This window comes from Lysinibacillus sp. NPDC093197, assembly GCF_044754025.1.
In the GTDB taxonomy this organism is placed as follows: domain Bacteria; phylum Bacillota; class Bacilli; order Bacillales_A; family Planococcaceae; genus Lysinibacillus.
This window is the reverse complement of sequence record NZ_JBIVOH010000001.1, coordinates 848,629-873,583: the sequence shown is the minus strand read 5'-3', so window position 1 is coordinate 873,583 and position 24,955 is coordinate 848,629. Positions and strand designations below refer to the sequence as shown.

General features: G+C 37.0%; 28 protein-coding genes and 1 other annotated feature. Of the genes, 19 read left to right on the top strand and 9 right to left on the bottom strand.

Features of this window, described 5'->3' with window-relative positions:
- Nucleotides 1–10: 10 nt before the first annotated feature.
- Complete coding sequence (locus tag ACIP9G_RS04490; RefSeq protein ID WP_401017704.1) at nt 11–430, bottom strand: MerR family transcriptional regulator; 420 nt, start codon at nt 428–430, stop codon at nt 11–13.
- A 184-nt stretch (nt 431–614) separates the two neighbouring features.
- Nucleotides 615–1,100 carry a hypothetical protein gene (locus ACIP9G_RS04485; RefSeq protein WP_340826457.1) on the bottom strand — a complete coding sequence of 162 codons (486 nt, stop codon included), beginning with the start codon at nt 1,098–1,100 and terminating at the stop codon, nt 615–617.
- Between the two features lie 200 nt (nt 1,101–1,300).
- On the opposite strand from ACIP9G_RS04485, the gene ACIP9G_RS04480 reads away from it, so the two are divergent.
- A complete protein-coding gene (locus ACIP9G_RS04480) occupies nt 1,301–1,429 on the top strand; it encodes a hypothetical protein (RefSeq protein ID WP_255313805.1) in 129 nt (42 codons plus the stop codon).
- Between the two features lie 135 nt (nt 1,430–1,564).
- Here the strand turns inward: ACIP9G_RS04480 and ACIP9G_RS04475 are convergent, their stop codons facing one another.
- The 4 genes from ACIP9G_RS04475 to ACIP9G_RS04460 form a co-directional block, all read right to left on the bottom strand.
- A complete protein-coding gene (locus tag ACIP9G_RS04475; protein WP_401017701.1) occupies nt 1,565–2,137 on the bottom strand; it encodes a 5' nucleotidase, NT5C type in 573 nt (190 codons plus the stop codon).
- Nucleotides 2,138–2,149: 12 nt separating this feature from the next.
- A complete protein-coding gene (gene ispG, locus ACIP9G_RS04470; protein WP_340823725.1) occupies nt 2,150–3,265 on the bottom strand; it encodes a flavodoxin-dependent (E)-4-hydroxy-3-methylbut-2-enyl-diphosphate synthase in 1,116 nt (371 codons plus the stop codon).
- A 96-nt stretch (nt 3,266–3,361) separates the two neighbouring features.
- Entirely contained in the window at nt 3,362–3,706 is a 345-nt protein-coding gene (locus tag ACIP9G_RS04465) for a hypothetical protein (RefSeq protein WP_340823726.1), read from the bottom strand.
- 53 nt (nt 3,707–3,759) lie between these two features.
- Nucleotides 3,760–4,269, bottom strand: coding sequence for a DUF1189 family protein (locus ACIP9G_RS04460; RefSeq protein WP_401017697.1), 510 nt, complete (start codon nt 4,267–4,269; stop codon nt 3,760–3,762).
- Between the two features lie 194 nt (nt 4,270–4,463).
- Between ACIP9G_RS04460 and ACIP9G_RS04455 the strand changes: the two genes are divergently transcribed.
- The 5 genes from ACIP9G_RS04455 to ACIP9G_RS04435 all read left to right on the top strand — a co-directional run bounded on the left by ACIP9G_RS04455 (nt 4,464) and on the right by ACIP9G_RS04435 (nt 10,208).
- Complete coding sequence (locus tag ACIP9G_RS04455; RefSeq protein WP_401017694.1) at nt 4,464–6,095, top strand: Na/Pi cotransporter family protein; 1,632 nt, start codon at nt 4,464–4,466, stop codon at nt 6,093–6,095.
- Between the two features lie 63 nt (nt 6,096–6,158).
- On the top strand, nt 6,159–6,638 hold the full coding sequence (locus tag ACIP9G_RS04450; protein ID WP_401017691.1) for a DUF456 domain-containing protein: 480 nt from the start codon (nt 6,159–6,161) through the stop codon (nt 6,636–6,638).
- A gap of 195 nt (nt 6,639–6,833) precedes the next feature.
- Nucleotides 6,834–7,439: a superoxide dismutase gene (locus tag ACIP9G_RS04445; RefSeq protein WP_401017688.1), complete on the top strand. Its 606-nt coding sequence runs from the start codon at nt 6,834–6,836 to the stop codon at nt 7,437–7,439.
- A 319-nt stretch (nt 7,440–7,758) separates the two neighbouring features.
- Complete coding sequence (locus tag ACIP9G_RS04440) at nt 7,759–7,890, top strand: hypothetical protein (RefSeq protein WP_401017685.1); 132 nt, start codon at nt 7,759–7,761, stop codon at nt 7,888–7,890.
- A 113-nt stretch (nt 7,891–8,003) separates the two neighbouring features.
- The gene (locus ACIP9G_RS04435; protein ID WP_340823734.1) at nt 8,004–10,208 is read left to right on the top strand and encodes a peptidoglycan D,D-transpeptidase FtsI family protein; all 2,205 of its coding nucleotides are present in this window, start codon (nt 8,004–8,006) and stop codon (nt 10,206–10,208) included.
- Between the two features lie 89 nt (nt 10,209–10,297).
- Here ACIP9G_RS04435 and ACIP9G_RS04430 read toward each other — a convergent pair whose 3' ends face one another.
- The gene (locus ACIP9G_RS04430; protein ID WP_340823735.1) at nt 10,298–10,492 is read right to left on the bottom strand and encodes a hypothetical protein; all 195 of its coding nucleotides are present in this window, start codon (nt 10,490–10,492) and stop codon (nt 10,298–10,300) included.
- 232 nt (nt 10,493–10,724) lie between these two features.
- Here ACIP9G_RS04430 and ACIP9G_RS04425 point away from each other — a divergent pair, with 232 nt between their 5' ends.
- The 9 genes from ACIP9G_RS04425 (at nt 10,725) to ACIP9G_RS04385 (ending at nt 19,903) form a co-directional block, all read left to right on the top strand.
- Entirely contained in the window at nt 10,725–11,702 is a 978-nt protein-coding gene (locus ACIP9G_RS04425) for a PstS family phosphate ABC transporter substrate-binding protein (RefSeq protein WP_340823737.1), read from the top strand.
- A gap of 64 nt (nt 11,703–11,766) precedes the next feature.
- Nucleotides 11,767–12,714, top strand: coding sequence for a phosphate ABC transporter permease subunit PstC (gene pstC, locus ACIP9G_RS04420; protein ID WP_340823738.1), 948 nt, complete (start codon nt 11,767–11,769; stop codon nt 12,712–12,714).
- 1 nt (nt 12,715) lies between these two features.
- Complete coding sequence (gene pstA / locus ACIP9G_RS04415) at nt 12,716–13,594, top strand: phosphate ABC transporter permease PstA (RefSeq protein ID WP_340823739.1); 879 nt, start codon at nt 12,716–12,718, stop codon at nt 13,592–13,594.
- Between the two features lie 54 nt (nt 13,595–13,648).
- On the top strand, nt 13,649–14,440 hold the full coding sequence (pstB, locus tag ACIP9G_RS04410) for a phosphate ABC transporter ATP-binding protein PstB (RefSeq protein WP_401018165.1): 792 nt from the start codon (nt 13,649–13,651) through the stop codon (nt 14,438–14,440).
- 18 nt (nt 14,441–14,458) lie between these two features.
- Nucleotides 14,459–15,118 (top strand): phosphate signaling complex protein PhoU, encoded by a 660-nt coding sequence (phoU, locus tag ACIP9G_RS04405; RefSeq protein ID WP_340823741.1) that lies wholly within the window; start codon nt 14,459–14,461, stop codon nt 15,116–15,118.
- A gap of 432 nt (nt 15,119–15,550) precedes the next feature.
- Complete coding sequence (locus tag ACIP9G_RS04400; protein ID WP_340823742.1) at nt 15,551–16,423, top strand: hypothetical protein; 873 nt, start codon at nt 15,551–15,553, stop codon at nt 16,421–16,423.
- A 117-nt stretch (nt 16,424–16,540) separates the two neighbouring features.
- Nucleotides 16,541–17,596: a mechanosensitive ion channel family protein gene (locus tag ACIP9G_RS04395; protein ID WP_401017675.1), complete on the top strand. Its 1,056-nt coding sequence runs from the start codon at nt 16,541–16,543 to the stop codon at nt 17,594–17,596.
- 57 nt (nt 17,597–17,653) lie between these two features.
- Nucleotides 17,654–17,865 (top strand) — a binding site (T-box leader).
- 74 nt (nt 17,866–17,939) lie between these two features.
- Complete coding sequence (gene trpE, locus ACIP9G_RS04390) at nt 17,940–19,325, top strand: anthranilate synthase component I (protein ID WP_340823745.1); 1,386 nt, start codon at nt 17,940–17,942, stop codon at nt 19,323–19,325.
- Nucleotides 19,322–19,903, top strand: coding sequence for an anthranilate synthase component II (locus ACIP9G_RS04385; RefSeq protein WP_401017671.1), 582 nt, complete (start codon nt 19,322–19,324; stop codon nt 19,901–19,903). The genes trpE and ACIP9G_RS04385 overlap by 4 nt, the downstream gene beginning before the upstream one ends.
- Nucleotides 19,904–20,042: 139 nt before the next feature.
- Here ACIP9G_RS04385 and ACIP9G_RS04380 read toward each other — a convergent pair whose 3' ends face one another.
- Nucleotides 20,043–20,549 carry a hypothetical protein gene (locus ACIP9G_RS04380; RefSeq protein ID WP_401017669.1) on the bottom strand — a complete coding sequence of 169 codons (507 nt, stop codon included), beginning with the start codon at nt 20,547–20,549 and terminating at the stop codon, nt 20,043–20,045.
- A gap of 2 nt (nt 20,550–20,551) precedes the next feature.
- Nucleotides 20,552–21,004: a hypothetical protein gene (locus ACIP9G_RS04375; protein WP_340823750.1), complete on the bottom strand. Its 453-nt coding sequence runs from the start codon at nt 21,002–21,004 to the stop codon at nt 20,552–20,554.
- 156 nt (nt 21,005–21,160) lie between these two features.
- Here ACIP9G_RS04375 and rpmG point away from each other — a divergent pair, with 156 nt between their 5' ends.
- The 4 genes from rpmG (at nt 21,161) to ACIP9G_RS04355 (ending at nt 24,359) form a co-directional block, all read left to right on the top strand.
- Nucleotides 21,161–21,310: a 50S ribosomal protein L33 gene (gene rpmG, locus ACIP9G_RS04370; RefSeq protein ID WP_008408521.1), complete on the top strand. Its 150-nt coding sequence runs from the start codon at nt 21,161–21,163 to the stop codon at nt 21,308–21,310.
- Between the two features lie 68 nt (nt 21,311–21,378).
- A complete protein-coding gene (locus ACIP9G_RS04365) occupies nt 21,379–21,963 on the top strand; it encodes a 5-formyltetrahydrofolate cyclo-ligase (RefSeq protein ID WP_401017665.1) in 585 nt (194 codons plus the stop codon).
- Between the two features lies 1 nt (nt 21,964).
- Nucleotides 21,965–22,174, top strand: a complete 210-nt coding sequence (locus ACIP9G_RS04360) for a YqgQ family protein (protein WP_340823752.1) — start codon at nt 21,965–21,967, stop codon at nt 22,172–22,174.
- Between the two features lie 289 nt (nt 22,175–22,463).
- On the top strand, nt 22,464–24,359 hold the full coding sequence (locus ACIP9G_RS04355; protein WP_340823753.1) for an LTA synthase family protein: 1,896 nt from the start codon (nt 22,464–22,466) through the stop codon (nt 24,357–24,359).
- The last annotated feature ends 596 nt before the right edge of the window (nt 24,360–24,955 follow it).

The following is a 24,955-nucleotide window of genomic DNA, read 5'->3' as shown; positions in this document are numbered from 1 at the left end:
ACGTCACCTCCTAGGTATTAATAAGTAATAATAAAGATTGCATAAGTGCAATACTTTCAGGTGAAACATTTTTTTTAATTGATTGAATATTTTTATTGTCTTGATTGTTCATTTGTTCAAGTAAAGATGATACATCATGTTCTAAATCTTGCATTTTTAAACGTAGCATTTGAACATCGATTTCTTCATAACTATTAATATTGAGTGCGTTTTGTATTTCTCCTAGTGAAAGCCCTTCTTGTTTACGCTGTTCAATAAAATAAAGTCGATCAATCATGGCAGGGTCGTAAAAGCGATAGTTTGACTCGGAACGTTCTGCCTCCAACAGGCCTAAATTTGTATAATAATCAATTGTTCTTTTTGTAATGCCTGTTTTTTGAGCAAGCTCACCAATTTTTAGTTTTTCTGTCCCAATGCAATGACCTCCCAACCATCACGTGATACTTTGATTATAACGTGATGGTTTACTAGCATTCAAATAATAAGCTTTAATATTTCTAAATTGTAAGATTAATTTGTGTCATTGGAATTTGTTGAGGTAAGGTCATGCAAATGGAGTTACTCTACATAAAAATAGCTTTTCTTAACGATAATCGTCAGAAAAGCTATAAGAATTATTTTTTTAAATATGTATCATATAGATGATGAAGGGCATCATCACCACTTAATTGTAGTATCTTTTCTTGATTGAATACAAGCGTTACTTCTGTCTGTGAGCTATCAATTTGATCGTCTTGGATTACACAAATAACGGTTACCAAACCCGTCTCAGCAAGCTGTTTTTGCATATGGTCATCCCAAGCTTGTTCAGAGAATAACGGTGCTTGCCAAGTGCCTTGGACATGAAGCTCATTTTTTTTGCCGTCATATTCCCAGCGTATGTCACGTAAAATAGTTTTAAATAGGTCATTAATAGTAAAGGATTCGTCATTGTAATTAATTGTAAGAGCTCTTATTGCATGCACATCTTGGCTAACTGCGCTAGCTGCTGCATCAGCCGCTGAGTTAATGCCAGAAAAGGCATCTTTAATTTCAGTTAGTCTATCACCGCAGCCAGCAAGTAAGACAGACAGGCATGTAACAATAGCAAGTTTTGTCATCCATTTCACAAGGAGTACCCCCCAGTTCCACTAGTTGTTACTACTATCTTAACGAAAAGAAAATTATGAAGAAAGGGTATGTAAGAGGCAGATTGTGACGTTTTTTCAACGATACGGCCTTTTCCAAAGTATGCTTGATGGCAAAGAATTAATAGACTGAATTTTTAAATAATTATCACTTGAAAGGGGAGCATTTTGGGATGAAAATTAATGATGAAATACTTGACCGATTAGGAACTTATTTTGTGTATCACGCTGTATATGATAATTATGGGATAACTTTTGAAAATTTTGTGGAGCGTTGGTTACGGGGGATTCTTGAAGTTTAAACGTGCAATAAATTTCTTTGTCACACCAGTTGTGTTGCCATGGGCGACTTTTAGACAATTTTTGCATTGCAACAATCTGAAAAGAGTCGTGTTCCACAAAGGAAACACGACTCTTTTGTTTAATTTTTATAAGTTTTACTTAAAGTAATTAGTGATAAATTGATTTGCTTCTTGCCAATTATAAACGCGCACAACATTGTCAGGTACAGCAAGTCGATTGTATGGTGTGTCGAATAACACCACGGGTATTTTTAATTCTTCAGCGAGCATCACAGCATTATCATGTTTATCCTCAAAGAAAGCTGCTACACTATGCTTTTTCGCTGAAGCTAGTTTGTCATGACTCCCTATAAGTTCAATATGATCAAATGGGATAGCCTGTGACTTAAACCAGTTCATCGTAATATCTGATACATTTTGACCGCGTGCAGAAATGTAATATAGCTCATAAGTATTTTGCCAAGCACTTAAAATTTCTTTGGCATCTTTTGCGGCCTCCGAAACTTCATACATATAAGGCTCATTTTCCTTAAACCACGCGTTGAATGCTGTGCGATCTACGGGATGTGGGAAAGCTGATAAAAAATCATATTCGCATACATCATCAAGCGTAATATTTACATTATACTGCTTATTGATGTGAGGAATGAGTGTACTCGGACATGTTACTGTTCCGTCAATATCGATTCCAAAACGAGGCTTTGTCATGCTAGCACCCCCTTAGGCGTTCGCTTTTGCTGCTTCTTCAGCCGCACGTTTTTCTACCATTTCAGCAGCAAGCTTATCGATTTCTTTTTTCAACTCTTCTACCATTGTTTCTTCTGGCACTTTACGGACAGTTTTGCCTTTCATAAATAACAGCCCCTCACCACGCGCACCAGCAATACCGATATCTGCTTCACGTGCTTCACCAGGACCATTAACCGCACAGCCTAGAACAGCAACTTTTAAAGGAACATTCAATTTTGAAATGTATTCTTCAACTTCGTTAGCGATAGAGATAAGATCGATTTCAATACGTCCACATGTAGGGCAAGAAATCAATGTCGCCATATTAGATGCTAAACCAAATGATTTTAATAGCTCACGTGCAACTTTCACTTCCTCTACAGGATCTGCAGAAAGAGAGATACGAAGTGTATTCCCAATGCCTTTTGACAAAATGGCGCCAAGACCAGCTGCTGATTTTACAGTCCCTGCAAAAAGTGTACCTGATTCTGTAATCCCTAAATGTAGAGGATAATCAAATGCTTTTGCAGCTTTTTCATATGCTTCAATCGCTAAATTGACGTCTGATGCCTTCATCGACACGATAATATCGTGGAAATCTAAGTCTTCCAAAATTTTAATATGGTGTAATGCAGATTCTACCATGCCATCTGCAGTTGGATAGCCGTATTTTTCAAGAATATGACGTTCTAGTGAACCAGCATTTACGCCGATACGAATAGGAATGCCTTTTGCTTTCGCTGCTGTAACAACCGCTTCAACTTTTTCTTTACGCCCAATATTACCTGGGTTAATACGAACTTTATCGATACCATTTTCAATTGCTTTTAAAGCTAATTTATAGTCAAAGTGAATATCAGCTACTAATGGAATATGGATACGTTTCTTTATTTCTGCGATTGCATCAGCCGCACGTTCATCTGGGACTGCAACGCGAACGATTTGACAGCCTGCTTCTTCAAGTCGAAGAATTTCTGCTACTGTTGCTTCGACATCATGTGTTTTTGTTGTACACATACTTTGAATGAATAATTCATTACTACCACCAATTGTTAAATTACCGACACGTACTGGACGTGTTTTTGAACGGTGACATATTTCACTCATTAACTTTCTCTCCTTTTCGGGCCACTACTTTCAGCCGTCACTGACACTTATTTTATCAGTGTAAGAAAATAAGGACAAGGAAGAAACGTTAACTTTTCATTTTCCGCATTTATTTTCGAATTCAAAAGAGAGAGGAAGCTTAATATTTTCGCCTGGTACAAGTGCTTGTAATTGTAAATGTGGATTTAATTGATAAAAAAGCTCCAGTCGTTCAGGAAAGGTCATCGGCACTTTTGCAGGATGTAGTGCAAATAAGCTATGTATCGTATCGCCTTGAATCGTTTGTACACTGATGTAAGTAGGTTCGCGTTGGTTTTCACAAAATGCATTTTGACTTTCTTTAGGATAGAAGGCAGCAAGAGATAATGTTCCTTCTGTTAAATCTACTTTAACGACAAAAGCGATAAGCACGATTGCAACGGTTAATAAGAATGCACGCAAAAAATCCCCTCCTTTTTCTACACTATATTGAGAAGAGAGGGGAATCATGCCTATTATTTTAAAATTGCTTGTTTTGGATATTTTGTAAAGGCTACGATTAATAGAGTTATCGTTAATAGTAAAGACAAGATCGAGATAATCGTAGCGGCATTTGGAATGTATTCTGCTAGCATACTTAAAATAGTGGCCCATGTAATAGCGAATGTTGTTGTGCGCCAAATATGGCGGTATTCACCACGGCGTTTCATGATTTTTAAAATAAATAATCCTGCTAACGCATAGAGAGCAATTTGCCCAAAAATCAACATTGTTGTCATTACAAACAGCATAATGAATGTGACAGGGTATAAGAGCCACTTTATTTGTTCTATGTATTCGGTAATACCGCTAATGTCAATCGTATTGATGGACATATCAGCAGAAAAACGCCCAAAAGAAAATACTGTAACAATCGTAATTAATAGAAAGGTATATTGAATAACTTTCCCAATAGGTAGTAAACGATAGGCTGCTAGTTTTTTAGGATGTATTAAGCTATCGATAAATAATTGTGAGTGTTTCATTTATATCTCCTCCAAACGATATTCTAACATGTTCAGGAATGACTAGATATGGACATTAGTAACTTTATCTGTGAATACGATGCTAAAATGTTAACATTGTGTAAAGAAGTTAAAGGTATTCTTTACTTTTTGTACAATTTCATTTAATGATTAGGAATAGAGTAGTAGAGACGTAGGAATTGGAGCGAAAACCATTGACAATAGATTGGCAAAGCATATTATTTCAATTTTTAGGCGGATTAGGGGTCTTTTTATTTTCCATAAAATACATGGGCGAAGGTTTACAAAAATCGGCAGATGATAGACTTCGAGAATGGCTAAATCGATTTACGACAAATCCGCTAATGGGTGTGTTAGTTGGGATAATCGTAACGGTTTGTATCCAGTCAAGCTCAGCAACAACAGTGATTGCTGTTGGCCTAGTGAGTGCAGGCTTCTTAACACTTCGTCAAGCTATTGGCGTTATTATGGGAGCTAATATTGGTACAACAATAACCGCATTTATTATCGGTATTAATATTGGTATTTATTTTTATCCATTACTTGCGATTGGTGCAGCATGTTTGTTTTTCTTTAAAAAAGCAATCTATCATCATATTGGGCAAATTTTATTTGGCTTTGGTGGTTTGTTTTTAGGGCTGGAGTTAATGAGTGCAAGTATGCAGTCGCTGCATCAATTAGCGGATTTCGAATCATTAACTATTCATCTAAGTAACCAGCCGGTAATTGGAATATTTCTAGGTACTATTTTTACGTTACTCGTACAAAGCTCGACAGCGACAGTCGGGGTACTTCAAGGCTTATATGCCGAGAATTTAATTGGCTTAGATAGTGCGCTACCGATTTTATTTGGCGAAAATATAGGGACGACGATTACAGCTGTTTTAGCTTCGTTGGGTGCTTCAATCTATGCAAAGCGTGCTGCGGCAGCACATGTGTTGTTTAATGTTATTGGGACAGTTATTTTTATGTTGCTTTTTACCCCGTTTATAAACTATGTACATTGGATTAGTGGTCTATTTCACTTGGAGCCGCGTATGCAAATTGCTGTAGCACATGGCTCATTTAATGTTTTTAATATGATGATTCAGCTACCATTTATTGCAGGGTTAACGTTGCTAGTAACAAAACTATTACCTGGCAATGATGGCAATATTGATGTTACGACGAAGCATTTAGATCCAGCATTTATCGATTCTTCTCCTGCCATTGCGCTAGGGCAGGCAAAAGAGGAAGTTTTACGGATGGGCGAGCATGCTCTTAGGGGATTAGAAGAAACGTTTTTATATATGAAAACTGGGGAATCCGCACATATTCCGACAGTATTACAATTGGAAGTTGGACTCAATCACTTAGATAAAGAAATAACAAATTATTTAGTTATGGTCTCAAAGCAGCCACTTTCTCATGCTGATTCGGTTCGTCACCATACTCTTTTAACAAATGTACGCGATATTGAGCGTATCGGCGACCATTTTGAAAATATATTAGAGCTTTTACAATATAAAGATCACCATGAAGTAAGTTTAAGTAAATCAGCGCGACAAGATTTAATTGGTATGTTTAGTCTCGCGATTGAGGCAGTACGTAAAAGCATAGAAGCGCTTGATACAGCTAGTCTTAGTTTGGCACAAGAAGTAACAGAGCTCGAGAGTTTAATTGATGATATGGAGGATAAACTAAGACAAAAGCATATCGCACGCTTAAATACTAATGAATGTAGTGGCGCTGCGGGTATCGTTTATACCGATATTGTGAGCAACTTGGAGAGAATAGGGGATCATGCAGTTAATATTGCAGATTCTATATTAGGCATTCGTCATTAGGTATGAAACTTTTGGCAATATGTTTCGTATAAAAGTCAATGCACGACAAAAGGAGAGATTGTTATGGAAGTCGTTGGCTGGATCGTAGTAATTGCCTGCTTTATCATTTCATTTGTAGGTTTAGTGTATCCGATAATCCCTGGCGTTTTATTTTTACTCGGTGGTTTTTTACTGTATGGATTCTTTTTCTCATTCGCCGATTTAAGCTGGTGGTTCTGGGCTATTGAAATATTATTTGTTGTCTTGCTATTTGGTGCTGACACCGTTGCAAATGCTTTTGGCATTAAAAAATTTGGCGGTTCAAATGCAGGGATGTGGGGAAGTACAATTGGCTTATTGATTGGTCCATTTGTTATTCCAGTTGCAGGAATATTAGTAGGTCCATTTTTAGGAGCGGTTATTGCGGAGCTTCTAGTGGAGCGAAGAACAGTTGTGGAAGCTGTGAAAAGTGGTGTTGGTTCCCTCATCGGCTTTTTAACATCAACTGTAGCGAAAGCGGTTATTCAAATTGTGATGATTGTTATTTTCTTCATTGCTATATAATTTGTTCGTGCACTTTTGTGGGTGTAATTATAAAGTTTAACAAAATAAAGAAGTGGGTATGATAGAGAGTGGATTGTTTTTTCGGTCAAAAGGCTGAAATCTTTGATTTGAGGTATTTTTCATTGAATGGTTTGACCAATTTTGATAATCTAAGGATGTACTAATTATTTCTTTATTTTAGGGAGGAACTTAAAAATGGCTTACGAATTACCACAATTAACTTATGCTTATGACGCATTAGAACCAAATATTGATGCAAAAACAATGGAGATTCACCATTCTAAACATCACAATACTTATGTAACAAATTTAAACGCAGCAGTAGAAGGTACTGAATTTGCTGAAAAAGACATTAATGACTTAATCGCAAACATCGACGCACTACCAGCTGACAAACAAACTGCAGTTCGTAACAACGGTGGCGGACATGCTAACCACACACTATTCTGGGAATTAATCGCTCCAGGCGGTTCAAAAACTCCAGTTGGTGAAGTAGCAAAAGCAATCGATGCTAAATTTGGTTCTTTCGATGCTTTCAAAGAAGAGTTTGCTAAAGCTGCAACAACTCGATTCGGTTCAGGTTGGGCTTGGTTAATCGTTGATGGTGATTCAGTAGCAGTTACTTCTACACCAAACCAAGACTCTCCAATCATGGAAGGTAAAACACCAATCTTAGGATTAGATGTTTGGGAGCACGCTTACTACTTAAACTACCAAAACCGTCGTCCAGATTATATCGGTGCTTTCTGGAACGTAGTAAACTGGGATGTAGTAGAAGCTAAATTCCAAGCTGCAAAATAATCATTTGCGAGAAAACAATTATATTTCTGCGAAGCTGACGTCAGTGAAGTGGAACTATAAAAATTAATTTTCGAGTAGAGGGCTATGCAATGGGTGAAAATCACCTTGCATAGCCCTTTTTAAATGAATTTATCGCATCAAGTGATAACTTTCCAATGTAGTTTACTAATTTAAAGAAATCGATATGTTTTGAAGGAAACTTTTCTTGCAAAGTACCGTCAAATAAATGAAGCTATTAGTAAGGAATTATAAAATGAGTTCATTTCATAAGTAGTTTTTCTTGGGGAAGTAACGAATTTCAATGGAGCGAAGGGCGAAGATGCCAGCGGATAAGCAAGCCTGGGCTGAACGTGGTGATGGAAAACGCTTGGTGCTTGCCAAGGAAAGCGTTTGCCTGTTGCATAATGATGCAAAAAATCCTGTTCTACATTTTTTCAATATTTTCTTTTAATGGAAAACAACATTTATGAAATTGATTCTTGTGTATGCTTTTCTGACTTAACTTCGAATGGTATACTAGGTATCGTGTATTTAAACAGTTATTAGATGAGGAGGGTAATACATATGCGCAAAGCACCGGGGAAAAATCGCGCAGCGAGTGTTAAAGCAAAGCATCATTCTAATTTAACATTTCGTATGAATGTCCTTTTCTTTGCAATATTTATCGTATTTTCGATGTTAATTTTTAGGCTTGGTTATATGCAAATTGTAAAAGGGGAAGATTATGTTCGTATTTTAGAGCGGACAGAGGAAGTACCTGTTAATACAAGTGTACCAAGGGGTAGAATGTATGATCGTTATGGGCGAATTTTAGTTGATAACCAACCGGAAAATGCAATTACATATACGAAAATGCAGACGACAAAAACTGAGGATATGCTAGCAATAGCTGAAAAGCTTGCGCAGCTGATTGAACAGCCGATAGACCGTATCACACTACGTGATAAATATGATTTTTGGATTTTAAAAAATCATGATGCGGCATACGCAAAAATTTCTGATGCAGAGCAAACTAAAATTAAAACCCAAGAAAATATTACGACAAGTCAAGCAAATGCAGAGATTGATAAGGTTGTGCGTGAGCGCATTACCGACGAAGAATTAGCACAATTAACTGATGATGATTTAGAAGTACTAGCAATTTACCGAGAAATGGTATCAGGCTATAATTTATCACCACAAATCATTAAAAGTGAAAATGTAACAGCTGATGAATTTGCACGTGTTTCTGAGCGTTTAACGGAGTTGCCAGGAGTCAATACAACGACAGACTGGAAGCGTGTCAAACTATCTTCACTTTCTGTGTTAGGCCGCACAACTGTTCCAACGAAGGGGATTCCGAAAGATAAGCTGAATTATTATTTGGCACGGGATTATTCTCGTAATGACCGCGTAGGAGAAAGTTATATTGAAGCGCAATATGAAGAGCTTTTACAAGGGCAAAAAACAGTTGTCAAAAATATTACGAATAAAAAAGGGCAAGTTGTCGATACCATTACGACATATGAAGGCGAGCCTGGAAAAGATTTAGTATTAACATTTGATAGTGAGTTACAGGCAGCTAATGAAAAAATTGTAGAGGAAGAACTGCTTAATTTAAAAGCGATGTCTGGCTCTAGTTTATTGGATCGCGCTTTCTTAATCATGATGGATCCGAACACCGGTGACATTTTATCAATGGTCGGTAAAAAAATAGAAAAAGATTCAGAAACTGGGAAAAATGTAGTTGTGGATTATGCATACGGATCGTTCACAACAGCTTATGAAGCAGGGTCTGTCGTAAAAGCAGCCACTTTGCTTACAGGTTATAAACTAGGGGCAATTTCGCCGAGCACAGTATTGGGAGATGAACCTATCCATTTACTTGGTACACCAGTAAAAAAATCGATCTTTAACCATGGTGGGTATATTTCAATGGACGGCTTAAGTGCACTTGAACAATCTTCTAACGTTTATATGTTTAAAACAGCAATGCTGATCAATGGCACACCATATAGTTATATGATGCCATTACGATTAAATGATCAAACATTCCCAAATATGCGTAATTCCTATGCACAATTTGGCTTAGGTGTTAATACAGGCATTGATTTACCAAATGAATTTAGTGGAGTGGAAGGTCCTTCAGGTCCTACAATGGGTGGTAAAACGCTCGACTTAGCTATTGGACAGTATGATACGTATACACCGCTACAACTAGCACAATACATCTCAACGATAGCGAATGGTGGCTACCGTATTCAGCCCCATGTCGTGAAAGAAGTGCGTGATCCATCAAAAGATGGTCAGCAGCTTGGACAATTAGTGACAGAAGTAGGACCGAGAATTTTAAATCATATCGATAATACTGATGATGAAATTAATTATGTTAAACAAGGATTGCACCGTGTTTATACAGGCTCTCGTGGTACTGCACGATCAGCATTTGCGAATGCGCCGTATACAGCTGCCGGAAAAACGGGAACAGCCGAAGTTGTATATTATGGTCCGTTAAAAGAGCGTTATGGTACAAATACGATTAATTTGACGCATGTTGGCTATGCGCCATATGAAAATCCTGAAATTGCCTATGCTGTTGTGATTCCTTGGGCAACTACTAACCTAGATCAACATTTATCAAACAATAACGTTATTGCAAGACGTGCTTTAGATAAATACTATGAGCTAAAAGAAAAGTACGACACGACAAAAGTGACAGATAATAAAGTAGAGCAACCAATTTTACCTGCTATTACAAATGATAAAATTGGCGAGGATGAACAAGAATAAAAAAACCGCTAGCGCATTTTAAATGCCTAGCGGTTTTTTATTTATAGTCAAAGCGTCTATTTTCGCGTCTAATTTCTAGAGGCGATTTACTAGACAGAAAGTTGTTGAATTGCTAATTCAAACTGTTGCTTCGGTTTTTTTCCATAGAGCTCTATATTATTAAAGAAATAAGATGACACCATAAAATCAATAGCCTCCTGTAAAGAAAACTCCCGATGATCCATGATAAGTGTTAAATATGTTTTAAAGTAATCGGCATTTTGCACTTTTGCATGATTAATCACAAAGTCAAACCCCTCTTAAAGTATTTCCTGACACAAATGCTTATTATAGCATTTTTCCTAAAGGAAGCAAGTATGAATGTGATTGTAAATGATTCTTTACAATCATTTACAAAGCATTACATTCCTTTACGTGTCTTTTACGAACGATTTATACGAATTCAACAATAAGTCATTATAGTAAAGATTGTAAGGCAAACAACAAATAAAAAAGTTAGTGACGGAGGCAAATGAGATGAAAAAGTGGAAGTACTTAACGATGACAGCGGTAATGGGTTCAGCATTAATGCTAGGTGCATGTAGTGGAGACAACTCAGCGCAAAATGGTAACAATGCAGAAACGAATGCACCAGCGAACTCAGGACAAGAAGCTGCTGACGAGAAACTGCAAGGTTCAGTTGCTGGAGATGGTTCATCAACAGTAGCACCAATCATTGAAGCAGTTGTTGAAGAGTATGCAGGTGCACAACCGGATGTCAAAGTATCGGTAGGTGTTTCTGGTACTGGTGGCGGCTTTGAAAAATTCATCGCAGGTGAGACAGACTTTTCAAATGCATCTCGTTTTATAAAAACTGAAGAGAAAGAAAAACTAGAGCAAGCAGGAATTGCTTACACTGAGTTAGCTTTAGCATATGATGGTTTATCTGTAGTGGTGAACCCTGAAAACGATTGGGCAAAGGACTTAACGATAGATCAATTAAAGAAAATTTGGACTGAAGATGGCACAGAGAAAAAATGGTCAGACATCGACCCATCATGGCCAGCAGAGAAAATCGTCTTCTATTCACCAGGTACTGATTCAGGTACGTATGATTACTTTGATGAAGTAGTTTTAGATGGTGCTGATCTAGTAAGTGCAGCAACATTATCAGAGGATGATAATATGCTAGTCCAAGGTGTTGCTGGTGACAAAAACGCAATTGGCTTCTTCGGCTTCGCTTACTACTTAGAAAATAAAGATAAATTAAACATTGTGAAAGTAAATGGCATTGAACCAACACATGACACAATTGAAGCTGGGGAATATACGCCACTTTCACGTCCGTTATTCACATATGTGAAAAACAGTGCAATTAAAGATAATGCAGCAGCATATGATTTCATCAAATTCACACTTGAAAATGCAGGGGATATGGCAGAGGCAGTAGGTTATGTTAGTCTACCTGAAGAAAAATATGCTGAAGGCTTAAAAACTTTAGAAGGTTTAAAATAAGCAGACATGCATAGAGGGAAAGAGATGTATGCTCTTTCCCTTGCTTAATGGAAAGGAGTACCCAATGGTTTCTCATAAAGAAAATAAGACATCATCTGTGCAACAATTAATTGCAAATTCGCGCAATCATAAAACTAAGAAAATAGTGGAAAAAGCCATGCCAGCTTTATTATTTTCTGCAGCGCTTATCTCGATTTTGACGACATTTGGCATTGTTTTCACCCTTATTTTTGAAACGTTTGAGTTCTTTAAACGTGTTTCGATTACGGATTTTCTATTTGGTACACAGTGGCTACCGTTTTCTGGGAAGGAGCCTTTGTTTGGGATATTACCACTTATTGCAGGGACACTTAAAGTAACATTTATTGCAGTTGCCGTAGCTGTACCATTTGGAATTGCTTCAGCAATCTATTTGAGTGAATATGCAAGCGAGAAAATACGACGTACCGTTAAACCGATATTAGAAGTGTTAGCAGGTGTTCCAACAATTGTCTATGGTTTCTTTGCATTGACGTTTGTAACACCATTGCTACAAGGAATCATTCCACAACTGAAGCTGTTTAATGCACTTAGTCCAGGGATTGTAGTGGGCATTATGATTTTGCCAATGATTACATCACTATCAGAGGACGCGATGTCATCTGTACCAAACAGTATGCGTGAGGGGGCTTTAGCCTTAGGTGCAACGAAGTTTGAAGTTGCTATAAAAGTCGTGTTACCAGCAGCTTTGTCAGGGATTATTGCATCGGTAGTACTCGCTATTTCCCGGGCAATTGGGGAAACGATGATTGTATCACTTGCTGGTGGATCAACACCGAAATTTGATCTTGATGTGACAGATTCCATCCAAACAATGACAGCTTATATTGTTCAAGTGTCAACTGGTGATGCTGGTTATGGAACGACGATTTATTACTCGATTTACTCAGTTGGATTCACTTTATTTATCTTTACTTTAGTAATGAATCTAATTGCTCATTATATTTCGAAACGCTTCAGGGAGGTTTACTAGCATGCGCTATATCGATGATACAGTCGTCAAGAAACGAATGACAAAGCGTATTACATTCAATAAAGTGTGGAAGTTCTTATTTTTCTTGGCAACTACATTTGCACTTGTGATGCTAGCTATTTTGCTCTACCGGATTGTGACACAAGGAATTGGCTATTTAAACTTTGATTTCTTAACAAATTTTGCTTCTCGTTTTGCGAATAAGGCGGGAATTAAAGCGGCATTAGTTGGCTCGCTGTGGTTGATGGCGGTTGTAGCTCCCGTATCAATCATTCTAGGTGTAGGAACAGCCATTTATCTAGAAGAATATGCAAAGAAAAATAGACTAAATGATTTTATTCGTATGAATATTTCAAACTTAGCAGGTGTACCTTCAATTGTTTTTGGATTACTTGGCTTAACAATTTTTGTTCGTATGATGGGACTTGGTAAAAGTATTCTAGCTGCAGGTTTAACAATGAGTTTGTTAATTTTACCTGTAATTATCGTGGCAGCGCAGGAAGCAATTCGTGCTGTACCGAATGAACAACGTGAAGCATCTTACGGTATGGGTGCGACAAAATGGCAAACGATTTTACGAGTCGTTTTACCAGCAGCTATACCGGGAATTTTAACAGGTAGTATTTTGGCGTTGTCCCGTGCGATTGGTGAAACAGCTCCGTTAGTAGTACTTGGGATTCCAGTTATTTTACAGTTTTTACCTAATGATCTTTTAAGTCAGTTTACGGCATTGCCAATGCAAATTTACGATTGGGCAAAACGTCCGCAAGAGGCATTTCAATATGTAGCGGCAGCGGGTATTTTAGTGCTGATGATTGTGCTGTTACTGATGAATTCGATTGCCATCTTTATTCGAAATAAATTCCAAAAACGTTATTAATGAGGTGACCTTATGGTACTAGATTTTAAAGAGGAAAAATCAGTTGTTAAATCGATTAATATAAATGTAAAGGCTAGCGCTGAAGTGGCGAAAAAAGTAGTGTATGATACGCGCAACTTAAATTTATGGTACGGAGATCATCATGGTTTAAAAGACATTAATTTAAGTATTTATGAAAATGAAGTAACAGCTATTATCGGCCCTTCAGGTTGCGGGAAATCAACTTATTTAAAAACGTTGAACAGAATGGTAGAACTAGTACCAACTGTCCGCACTTCGGGAGAGATTTTGTATCGTGAGCGCAATATTTTAGATAAAAGTTATACAGTAGAGGAATTACGTACTCGTGTGGGGATGGTTTTCCAAAAGCCTAATCCGTTCCCAAAATCTATTTATGATAATATTGCTTATGGCCCTCGTATCCATGGCATTAAAAACAAAAAAATTCTGGACGAAATTGTTGAAAAGTCTCTGCGAGGTGCAGCGATTTGGGACGAAGTAAAAGATCGTTTAAATCAAAATGCATACGGTCTATCAGGTGGACAGCAACAACGTATTTGTATCGCACGCTGTTTAGCGATAGAGCCAGATGTTATTTTAATGGATGAGCCAACATCTGCACTTGACCCAATTTCTACATTAAAGGTAGAAGAGCTTGTACAAGAGCTTAAAAAGGATTATTCAATTATTATCGTTACACATAACATGCAACAAGCAGCACGTATTTCGGACCGTACAGCATTTTTCCTTAGCGGCGAAGTCGTTGAATATGACAAAACAGATGTGATTTTCCAAACACCTGCTGATCAACGTACAGAAGATTATATTTCAGGACGCTTCGGCTAAGCAGAGGAGGAACGATAGATGGCAGTACGTGAACGCTTTGAGCAAGAGCTTAAAGAAATTCAAGAACAGTTTGTGGAAATTGCAACAAGTAGTATTAATGCGTTAAAAATTTCATTTGAAGCATTACAAGAGCAAAATTTGGAGAAGGCGTTAAAAATTCTTGAAGATGATTTAATTATTAACCGCCTTGAAGAAGAAATTAATGATCGAGTTATTTTAATGATCGCCAAGCAGCAGCCCGTTGCAACAGATTTACGTCGTCTTATGGTGCTTGTAAAAGCAGCATCTGATATGGAAAGAGTGGGCGATTATGCGGTCAATATTGCTAAAGAGACAATCCGTATAGGCAAAGAGCCATTGGTCTTTCCGACAACAAATTTACAAACAATGTGCAATAAAACTGTAGAAATGCTTGAGAGCATTATTACTGCATTTAAGGACGAAGATACAGTTCGTGCCAAAGAAATTGCTGATCTGGACGATTATGTAGATGATTTATATGGAGCGACCGTTACATTATTGCTTCGTGCTGGTGCAGAAAATCCAGCGCATATTTCGCAAATAACGCATTTAACGTTTGTTTGTCGTTATCTTGAACGCTCAGCTGATCATGCAACTAATATTGCTGAACATTTATTTTACTTAATCAAAGGTAAACATTATGAATTGAATAATTAAAAGAGGGCTGCATTGTGAGGCCCTTTTAGACTATAGCTAACTCGAAAAACTTCGAATTGGCTATAGTCTTTTTCATTTTAAAATAGATATTTACGGCTATCTGTTATATTTGCGTGTGGTGCATTAAATTGTGTGAGTGTCTGGCACTTTGTAAAATATTCGGTTACTCATGAAGCTAACAAGCGAAATGTAACATCTTCAATTTTTACAGTTCCCCCCATGAATCAAAGTTGGCCAGTCATCAAAATTGTTTGAGTGCCTGGCACATTGGGCTGCTTTCTGCATTAAATAACTACATAAACGAAATTGCAGCAACATTGCACTCTACCGATGCGTCAAATACTGTAGGGTGTTATTGTATTGTCAAAAAAATAATTTGGTTATACTATAGACATTATCCCGAAAAAATAGGTGCTTAGGAGGTGCTGCTGCATGAAAGACAGTGTAGAATCACTTATGAAGAAATTTGGTCTAGAAATTTCAATAGAACAACGCAAATACTTAGGTTTTCTATATGAAAATTTACATCTAGAAGAGTTAAGTGATAAGGAACAACATTTTTTTATTGACTATTTTTACAAGAGTGAGACACTACGAAATATGGCAGCATTTGCACTTGAGCTAGCGGATGTCATGCATGAGATTCGTGAAAACGTTCCAACTATTGAACAGGCAGAGCAGTTAGCGAATGGGAAAGAGCAGCGCTTGTATTATGAGCAAAAGTGGCAAGAAGCTAGACGCCAAAAACTAAAGCAACAAACGACAAAAAGTGGTAATATTCTATATGTTCCATTTGTTGACTACAAGGAAGAGCAAGGTCCAATGGTTATATGTCTTGAACAAACATCTGGAATGGCCAAATATTCAGAGCTGTGTAAAAGCATGATCTTGTCTTTATTTATGGATGCGCATCAGGAGCAAAGAGATTTATATATCGTGCCATATGATTGTCAAATTCATGTCCATTATCGCTTTGAAAATGGACATTTAAATCTATCTGATTTTAAAGATTTTATTGAATATAAGGCAAAAGGGGAAGCGGCGATTTTACCTGTTCTACAGTTTGTGAAAGGATTGCTACAGGAAAATCAGCAATGTGCAGAAACAGATGTTATTATTTTTACTGAAGGTAATCCTGTTGATGGGCAATATTTATTAGGGAAGCGTGCAAAGACTATGATAGAGGAAATGAAGCAGCGTTATCATGCCGAATTTTCAGTAATTGCAATGAATGAACAACGTTTTAATGAGCATCATTTTTGGTTTGCAAATAAGGCTATTTTTGCAGACGATGCGATTCAATAAAATGTACAGCTGACCAGAGAGCTTTTGGTCGGCTTATTTTTACTGAATAGTCATATCATTTTTGACAGTATTAAAACATTTACAAAAATGTACATAGGTAAGTAAAAGGAGAATTACATGGATTCAATGAAATGGTTATTACCGAACTTGACTGCGCCAACATGGATGGACATTACAATTGCAGTCGCGTTTTGTGTATTTGGTTGGCTATTCCAGCATTTTGTGCTGAAGAAAATAATTACTAGCAGTGTAACGTTTTTAAAAAAGAGACAACGTAATTTTCAAGCGACTGTGCTTGCACAATTTAATAACGCAATCCGTTATGCGTTTATGTCTGCAGTAGTTGTACTTAGTTTATCGAATTTACTTAAAATATTTTTATTTACACATTTTGCAACGAAAAATTTCGTATTATCTATCATGGTGTTTTTTGCATTTAAAGGTATATATGATGTTCTTCATTATTATACAAAGCAGCCATTACAGTTAAATAACGATGAAGAGCAAAATGTTCTTCTCCCGTTCTTCCTTCGTATCGGTAAAGTGCTTGTGATGATATTAGCCATGTTTACAATAGCTTCATTTTGGGACTTTAATATAAATGGCTTTTTAACAGGGATTGGTCTAACAGGAGTAGCGATTGCCTTTGGTATACGTGATACGTTGGCGCATGTTTTTGGTGGAATGTCGGTTGCACTGGACAATCCTTTTCAAATTGGCGACTGGATTGCAACAGAGGATCAAAAAATAGAAGGCACAATTGAAGATATCAACCTTCGTAGTACGCTCATTCAAACAGGCGACAAAGGGCTTGTATATGTGCCAAACTCTTATTTAGTTAATCGTCCGATTTATAATTTATCAAAACGAGAAAAACGAAAATGTGAACTGTTTTTATATGTAGCCGCAGAAAACGAAGAGGAACAATTGCGCAGTGCTTTAAGTACGATTCATCAGCAAATTTATTTGCATGCTAATACTGAAAAAGAAATGATTCATGTTTATATTGATGAGTTTCACCAAACATCATATCGTGTTCTTGTTCGCTTCTTTGTTGCAACAAATGATACGGCAGTAATGCTAAGTGTCCGACAGGATGTTTTATTTGCTATCCGTCAGGTAGTAAGTGAGTATGACATTATCCTTGCCGAGGAAAAGGACGACGATTGTTGAGGATATGGTAAAATATAATTTGAATTGTTTGATACTTTACATTACAATGTAAACTAGTAATCAGCTTAGATGAAGAGTAGTAACTATTATGATTTGTTCTAGAGAGCTAGCGGTTGGTGGAAGCTAGTACAAATAAATAGTGAATGGACTTCGGAGCTCTAATTCAGAAAAGAGTAGTATGGATTAGCGTTTGCCTACGTTACAAGGCATTGAGAGGGTCTTTATAATAAGACCAATGAAGGTGGCACCACGGCTTTTCCGTCCTTTTGTGATGGAAAGGCCTTTTTATATGGATTTTTGGTGTAGCAGAGCAGAGTAGAGCATAGCGAAGGAGAGATTAAGTATGACAGTTGAGCTTAGCAGATTTGCCATGAAGGTATTACAGGGGGACATGATGACGCCCATTTCGGTGTATCAATCCCTTGCAGGAAAGCATAAAATGCTATTTGAATCTTCAGCAAAGCATGAGGAAAGTGGTCGTTATTCCTTTATCGCCGTTAACCCAATAGCTGAACTTATCGGGGATAAAAATGGGTATCAATTTACAAAGGGTGACGAGATTGACAAGTCTAGCGATAATGTGTTGAAAAAATTAAAAGAAGTCATGCCATTCCATGAAGCGGCCTATCCATTTGCCTTTTTCGGGGGCGCGATTGGCTATTTTGGTTATGAAACGGCCTTTTATGCAGAAAAAATTGGTGAGTATTTACATGATAATTTAAATATGCCAGATGTCCATGTTTTTTTCTATGATACATTTATCGTATTCGATCATTTAAAACAAGAGGTTACATTAGCGGCAATTGATTTATTTAATGAAGGACGCACACTTGATACGATGGAAGCCGAACTCGCTGAAATGGAGAATCAGCTATACGCTGGTACTACGTTTGGTTTGATGGATTTAGGTACAGTAGATTTCCAGCCGATGATACCGAAGGAAGAGTTTATTACTATTGTTGAGCGCGCAAAACAACATATTGTAAAGGGAGATATTTTCCAAATTGTATTATCCCAACGTTTTTCTTCCCCATTTGCGGGCAATCCATTTGCCTTGTATCGTCAGTTAAGAACATCCAATCCATCACCATATATGTTTTATATGGATTTTGAGGCTTACACTATTTTAGGAACTTCTCCTGAGAGTCTTGTAAAGGTCAAAAATCGGAAAGTCACGACAAATCCAATTGCTGGAACAAAGCCCCGTGGTACAACGCAACAGCAGGATGAGGCTATTGCAGAAAGTTTATTATTGGATGAGAAAGAAATCGCTGAACACCGAATGTTAGTTGATTTAGGGCGTAATGATATTGGCCGAATTTCCAAGGTTGGCACAGTAAAGGTTACTAAATATATGAACATTGAACGCTATAAGCATGTCATGCATATCGTATCAGAGGTAGTGGGTGAGCTTCGAGATGAAGTGCACGTATTAGACGTCCTCAGTGCATGTTTGCCAGCTGGGACAGTATCCGGAGCACCAAAAATTCGAGCGATGCAGCTAATTAATGAGATGGAACCAGTTAAGCGCGGTGTTTATGCAGGTGCAGTAGGCTATATTTCGGCTACAGGAGATATGGACTTAGCGCTAGCGATTCGTACAATGGTTATTAAGGATGGGCATGCACATGTGCAGGCAGGTGCCGGAGTCGTTTATGATTCAATCCCTTTATCAGAATATGAAGAGACACTTAATAAAGCTCGTGCGCTACTGGAGGTAAAAAAATGATTTTACTAATCGATAATTATGATTCATTCACATATAATTTATTTCAGCAAGTTAGTATGCTTGGTAAGGAAGTAAGAGTAGTACGCAATGATGAAATAACAATTGAAGAAATAAAAGATATGGATCCAGAAGCGATTATTTTATCCCCAGGTCCAGGGACGCCAAATGAGGCTGGAATTACAGTGCAAGTCGTACAGGAGTTATATAAAAAGTACCCGATTTTAGGAATTTGCTTAGGGCATCAGTCGATAGGGCAGGCATTCGGGGGCTCGATTGAAAAAGCAAACAACATTATGCATGGCAAGTTATCAGCATTAAGCTACAAACAAACAGGGGTTTTCGCACAATTAGATGGTGAAGTTGAAGTGATGCGCTATCATTCATTAATAATAGAGCCGACTACATTACATGAGGATTTTATTATTACTGCAACATCTAAAGATGACGGGGAAATTATGGCTATTCAGCATAAACACCATCCACTAGTCGGATTACAATTTCATCCAGAGTCAATAGGCACTGAAGCAGGTAACAATATCGTGCAAGCCTTTCTAACTCAATATAGTGCCAGTCACTAAAACAATTCTGATAATTTAACAACTAAGTGAAAAATCCACTAAGGCTCCTGCGGCTTACAAGTTCCCGCAGAAGGCGAAGTGGATTTTTTGATTTACGCGTGCCAGTCACTCAAACAATTCTGAATTTTACTAGTGTATTTTATTGTTTTTTACCTGTAATTAACTTAGCGATTTCCTCTAATGTCATAGAAGAATTGACCTCATAGGAGCCAATTTGTAAGCTTCGAGCATATTTTGCATTAGCAAGGAGTAGTTCCATTTCGACACTATTTGTAATAATGCCACCATCCTCTAGCTTTTGTGCCACAATATAAGGCGTTATTCCGCTATATATTTGAAGCGTCATCGTTACTTCATCGTCGGAATCAGGTGTACTACTCTCAGCATGCTCACTCACAGCGGTAGCGTCAGTTGCATTTTCTTCCTTCGTATTTTCTGTAACAGTTTCTTTAGTAGTTTGTGCTTTTAATGAAGCAATTTCTTTCGTTGCCTGTTCAAGCTGTTTTTGTAGCTCCTCCACATCCTTATCATTTGTAGAGGCAACTGTTGGTAGGCCAATATTGAGATCAAAGCGGTCAGCTACGGATAGTAACGCGCCGACTAGAAAAAGGGCGACCCCAAATGCACGGATAGAGGATTTGTTCATAATCACCGACCTCCGTTTGCAATCACTTGTTGTACTTGCTCTTCTGTTAAATTGGAGCGAATACTAATATCAGCAATAGAAAGACCTTGTTTGTTTAATTCAAGCACTTGACTAATAATAATATCGTGAATTGGTTTAAGATTGTTAGGCACCGGCTCTGACCTTTTTGCTTGTGTTGCTTGTTGAACGGCCTGCATAACCTGTTGAACCTTTGGATTGTGTAGCGTTGGATTTTTAGTCACTGGTGATTTAACTTGGAATTCTGGTTCTAGTAATAGCTCCTCTTCCACAATTTTTAGCCGACGCTTTAAATTATTAGTTTCTTGGAAAATAGAGATAGATAATTCTTCGACATCTTGTTCGACTTTTTTCGCGCTATTTTTGAAAAAGAACGATAAAACGATAAGAACGATACCGACAATCATAAGTATGATGGATAAATCCAATAGTTTCACCCCGTTAAATTATGTAATTATAAGGTATTTTACCACATGCAAACTTAATATGAAATGAAGGTAGATTTTTTTTCAGTTTATGTTATAATAGGTTAGTCGTATAAATCATGCTCAAATTTAAAATTTAATTCTTGATATAGAGTGGGAGGGTTAATGATGCGCGTAAACATTACTTTAGCTTGCACAGATTGCGGCGAACGTAACTACATTTCTAAAAAGAACAAGCGTAACAATCCAGAGCGTCTTGAACTTAAAAAATATTGCTCTCGCGAGAAGAAATACACTCTTCACCGTGAAACGAAGTAATCGCTCATTAAGCCAAAACCACATGTGGTTTTGGCTTTCTACATTTTAATAGGAGGAGGTAACCTATCTTGGATAAAACAACATTACGCAACGAAGTACGTGAAGCACTTGCAAATATGAGTGCAACAACGTATCGTGATCAATCATTTGCTGTAGCAAAAAAAGTGCTACAGGAACCATATATAATAGAAGCAAATACAATTGGCATCACAATTTCCAATATGCCGGAAGTTGACACTATTCATTTAATAGAAGCACTTTGGCAACTAGGTAAAAAAGTGGCTGTTCCTAAATGTAACGCAAAAACGAGAGAAATGTCATTTTATGCCATAGAGTCATTTGCCCAGCTAGAAACTGTTTATATGCATTTGCGTGAACCAATTCCTGCAGAATGTGAGTTCGTTGACGCAAATGAAATGGATATCATACTTGTTCCGGGTGTTGTTTTTGATACAAATGGTTACCGAATTGGCTACGGTGGTGGTTATTACGATCGCTATGTATTACACTATAAAAAAGGTAAACTGATGTCTCTACTTTTTGATGAGCAACTTTATGAACAAGTGCCTATTGAGATGCATGATTGCCCAGTGGATCTTATTATAACACCGACAAAACGTATTGATTGTGTAGCGCAACGAGGAGCGAAATAAAATGGATAAAATGTTAGATATTTATGAATTGTTAAAAACATATGGCACTTACATTTATACTCGGGATCCAATTGGTGATTTGATGTTAATGGAGGATGAAATTCGTGAGTTGTATAAGGCGAATGTCCTGGACATTAAAGATTACCAAATGGCTTTGTTATTAATTCGACAAGAAGCTACAAGACTTCGGGTTGAACAAAATAAGCAATAATGTTTTAAGTGCGAATAATTTGGGTATCGTAAAAATATTGTAATACGTATGTAAAATTATCAAAAACAGTGGTTTTCCACTGTTTTTATGATTTTACGAAACTTTTTACAATCAAGAACGTATATATTAATGTTAAGTGTATAATTGGGTAGTCGTGAGGGCTTCCAAAAAAATATATCTGTTGATTATCTGTAAAAAAAGGATTAAGATATATTTTGTTTCAGTAACAATTTGTAACAGTTTGATTAATTTTATTATTTTTTTGTAAGGAATAGGGAGGATGTTAGGAATGAAATTAACAAAGTGGCCTAAACATTCATTTATGATACTAGCAATTGTAGCAACTTGGATAAAAACGGTCATTGTTTACCACACAAGCTTTGAGTTGAAGTTAGAAAATGCGATGCAACAATTCATATTGTTTATCAATCCATTAAGTTTTGTGCTGTTTATTTATGGATTATCGTTATTCTTTAAAACACCAAAAATACGAAATCGTTATATAATTACTATTAGTGTATTATTATCTATTGTTTTATATGGAAATGTTGCGTTCTATCGATTCTACAATGACTTTATTACATTACCGGTATTATTCCAAACAAGTAACTTCAGTGATTTAGGAACATCAGCTGCAGCTATTATCAACCCTTGGGATCTTTTATATTTTGCAGATGTATTTATATTAATTATTGCAAATAAATATTTACCAAGAATGAAAGAAGCGGTAAAAGTAAACGTTGAATTCCGTCGAGCATTTTTCGTTTTAGCGATTGCAATGACTTTCTTAAACTTAGGATTAGCTGAAACTGAGCGTCCACAATTGTTAACACGAAGCTTTGACCGTGAACTTCTTGTAAAAAACATCGGTACGTACAACTATCATTTATATGATATTTATATTCAGTCTAAATCTTCTGCACAACGCGCATTAGCGGATGGCAGTGAATTAGTAGAAGTGAACAACTACATTCGCTCTAACCAAGCAGCTATCGACGAAAAAATGTTTGGTAAATACAAAGATCGTAACTTAATTGTTGTTTCACTTGAATCGTTACAAAACTTTGTAATTAATAATGATATGGATGGTCACGAAATTACGCCGTTCTTAAATTCTTTAACAAAAGATTCAGATACGTATTATTTCAGTAATTTCTATCACCAAACAGGTTTAGGAAAAACATCTGACTCAGAGTTTATTTTAGAAAACTCTATGTTCGGGCTTGGTCGTGGTGCAGTTTTCTTCACACATGGCGGGAATACGTATAACTCAATGGCAGAGCGTCTTGGGGAAAATGGTTACTTTACAAATGTTATGCATCCGAACAACAAATCGTTTTGGAATCGTGACATGATGTATCAATCTTTAAAAATCAATAAATTCTATGATGTAGATTCATATACTGTAGAAGAAGGGCAAGCTGTCAACTGGGGAATGAAAGACATTCCATTTATGGAGCAATCAGCTGCATTGATGAAAGACATGCCACAGCCATTCTACTCTCGTTTAATTACGTTAACGAACCACTATCCATTCACTTTGGATCCAGAAGATGTAATGATTCCTGAATATACGTCAAACTCAGGAACATTAAATCGTTACTTCCAAACAGTTCGTTACATGGATGAAGCTTTAAAAGACTTCTTCCAAGATTTAAAAGATCAAGGTGTTTACGATAATTCAATTATCGTTATGTATGGTGACCATTACGGTATTTCTGAAAATCATAATAAAGCAATGGCACAATATTTAGGTAAAGATGGCATAACACCATATGATAATGCATTGTTACAAGAAGTACCTTTATTCATTCACATCCCTGGTGATGGGGACGGGAAAGAAATGGAAGAGGTTTCTGGCCAAATAGACTTACGTCCAACAATTTTACATTTACTAGGTGTTGAAACGTCAAAAGATATGCAGCTTGGTGCAGATTTATTCTCACCTGAGCACGAGGATTTCGTTATTTTCCGTGACGGACGATTCATTACAGATAAATATGTTTATGCAGGTGAAGCATGCTATGACAAAGCAACAGGTGAACAAATTGATGTTGAGCCTTGCCAACCTTATGCAGATCGAGCAACAACCGAATTGGAAAACTCGGATGCTATCATCAATGGCGACTTGCTCCGATTCTATGATGAAAAAACAGGCAATTTAAAACAAAATGCTGTAAAGTAAAATGATAAATGGTGTACTAGTAATATTTCTAGTACACCATTTTTTTTAATTATGATGTGCCAGTCACTCAAACAATTCTGACAATTTATAAATCTAATAGCACTACTAGTGAATTGTTTCTGTATTTCCACCTAAAAAATCCACGAAGACTCCAGCGGGAAAGCGAGGGTTGCGGCTTACGTTTATACCCGCGGAAAGCGAAGTGGATTTTTACGCTATAGAAAGATGACACTATAGAAGAAGCGACCGAATGAGATAGCAAATCTTTAAAATGCTTATGACACTGCATGTAGGTATATTTTATATCGAAGTAAAAATCCACGAAGACTCCAGCGCAAACATACAAAATGTAAGACGCAACAGTCCACGCGAAAGTGAGGGTTGCGGCTGACATTTGTATCTGCGGAAAGCGAAGTGGATTTTTACGCTATAGAAAGATGACACTATAGAAGGAGCGACCGAATGAGATAGCAAATCTTTGAAATGCTTATGACACTGCATGTAGGTATATTTTATATCGAAGTAAAAATCCACGAAGACTCCAGCGGGAACATACAAAATGTAAGACGCAACAGTCCGCGCGAAAGCGAGGGTTG

Coding starts and splice junctions, on each gene's coding strand:
- ispG (WP_340823725.1), bottom strand. CDS start 3,265: ATGAGTGAAATATGTCACCGTTCAAAAACACGTCCAGTACGTGTCGGT.
- rpmG (WP_008408521.1), top strand. CDS start 21,161: ATGCGCGTAAACATTACTTTAGCTTGCACAGATTGCGGCGAACGTAAC.
- ACIP9G_RS04360 (WP_340823752.1), top strand. CDS start 21,965: ATGGATAAAATGTTAGATATTTATGAATTGTTAAAAACATATGGCACT.
- ACIP9G_RS04380 (WP_401017669.1), bottom strand. CDS start 20,549: ATGAACAAATCCTCTATCCGTGCATTTGGGGTCGCCCTTTTTCTAGTC.
- ACIP9G_RS04460 (WP_401017697.1), bottom strand. CDS start 4,269: ATGAAACACTCACAATTATTTATCGATAGCTTAATACATCCTAAAAAA.
- ACIP9G_RS04355 (WP_340823753.1), top strand. CDS start 22,464: ATGAAATTAACAAAGTGGCCTAAACATTCATTTATGATACTAGCAATT.
- pstC (WP_340823738.1), top strand. CDS start 11,767: ATGGTTTCTCATAAAGAAAATAAGACATCATCTGTGCAACAATTAATT.
- ACIP9G_RS04400 (WP_340823742.1), top strand. CDS start 15,551: ATGAAAGACAGTGTAGAATCACTTATGAAGAAATTTGGTCTAGAAATT.
- ACIP9G_RS04395 (WP_401017675.1), top strand. CDS start 16,541: ATGGATTCAATGAAATGGTTATTACCGAACTTGACTGCGCCAACATGG.
- ACIP9G_RS04435 (WP_340823734.1), top strand. CDS start 8,004: ATGCGCAAAGCACCGGGGAAAAATCGCGCAGCGAGTGTTAAAGCAAAG.
- ACIP9G_RS04485 (WP_340826457.1), bottom strand. CDS start 1,100: ATGACAAAACTTGCTATTGTTACATGCCTGTCTGTCTTACTTGCTGGC.
- phoU (WP_340823741.1), top strand. CDS start 14,459: ATGGCAGTACGTGAACGCTTTGAGCAAGAGCTTAAAGAAATTCAAGAA.
- ACIP9G_RS04385 (WP_401017671.1), top strand. CDS start 19,322: ATGATTTTACTAATCGATAATTATGATTCATTCACATATAATTTATTT.
- ACIP9G_RS04445 (WP_401017688.1), top strand. CDS start 6,834: ATGGCTTACGAATTACCACAATTAACTTATGCTTATGACGCATTAGAA.
- ACIP9G_RS04440 (WP_401017685.1), top strand. CDS start 7,759: ATGCCAGCGGATAAGCAAGCCTGGGCTGAACGTGGTGATGGAAAACGC.
- ACIP9G_RS04475 (WP_401017701.1), bottom strand. CDS start 2,137: ATGACAAAGCCTCGTTTTGGAATCGATATTGACGGAACAGTAACATGT.
- ACIP9G_RS04450 (WP_401017691.1), top strand. CDS start 6,159: ATGGAAGTCGTTGGCTGGATCGTAGTAATTGCCTGCTTTATCATTTCA.
- pstA (WP_340823739.1), top strand. CDS start 12,716: ATGCGCTATATCGATGATACAGTCGTCAAGAAACGAATGACAAAGCGT.
- trpE (WP_340823745.1), top strand. CDS start 17,940: ATGACAGTTGAGCTTAGCAGATTTGCCATGAAGGTATTACAGGGGGAC.
- ACIP9G_RS04480 (WP_255313805.1), top strand. CDS start 1,301: ATGAAAATTAATGATGAAATACTTGACCGATTAGGAACTTATTTTGTG.
- ACIP9G_RS04425 (WP_340823737.1), top strand. CDS start 10,725: ATGAAAAAGTGGAAGTACTTAACGATGACAGCGGTAATGGGTTCAGCA.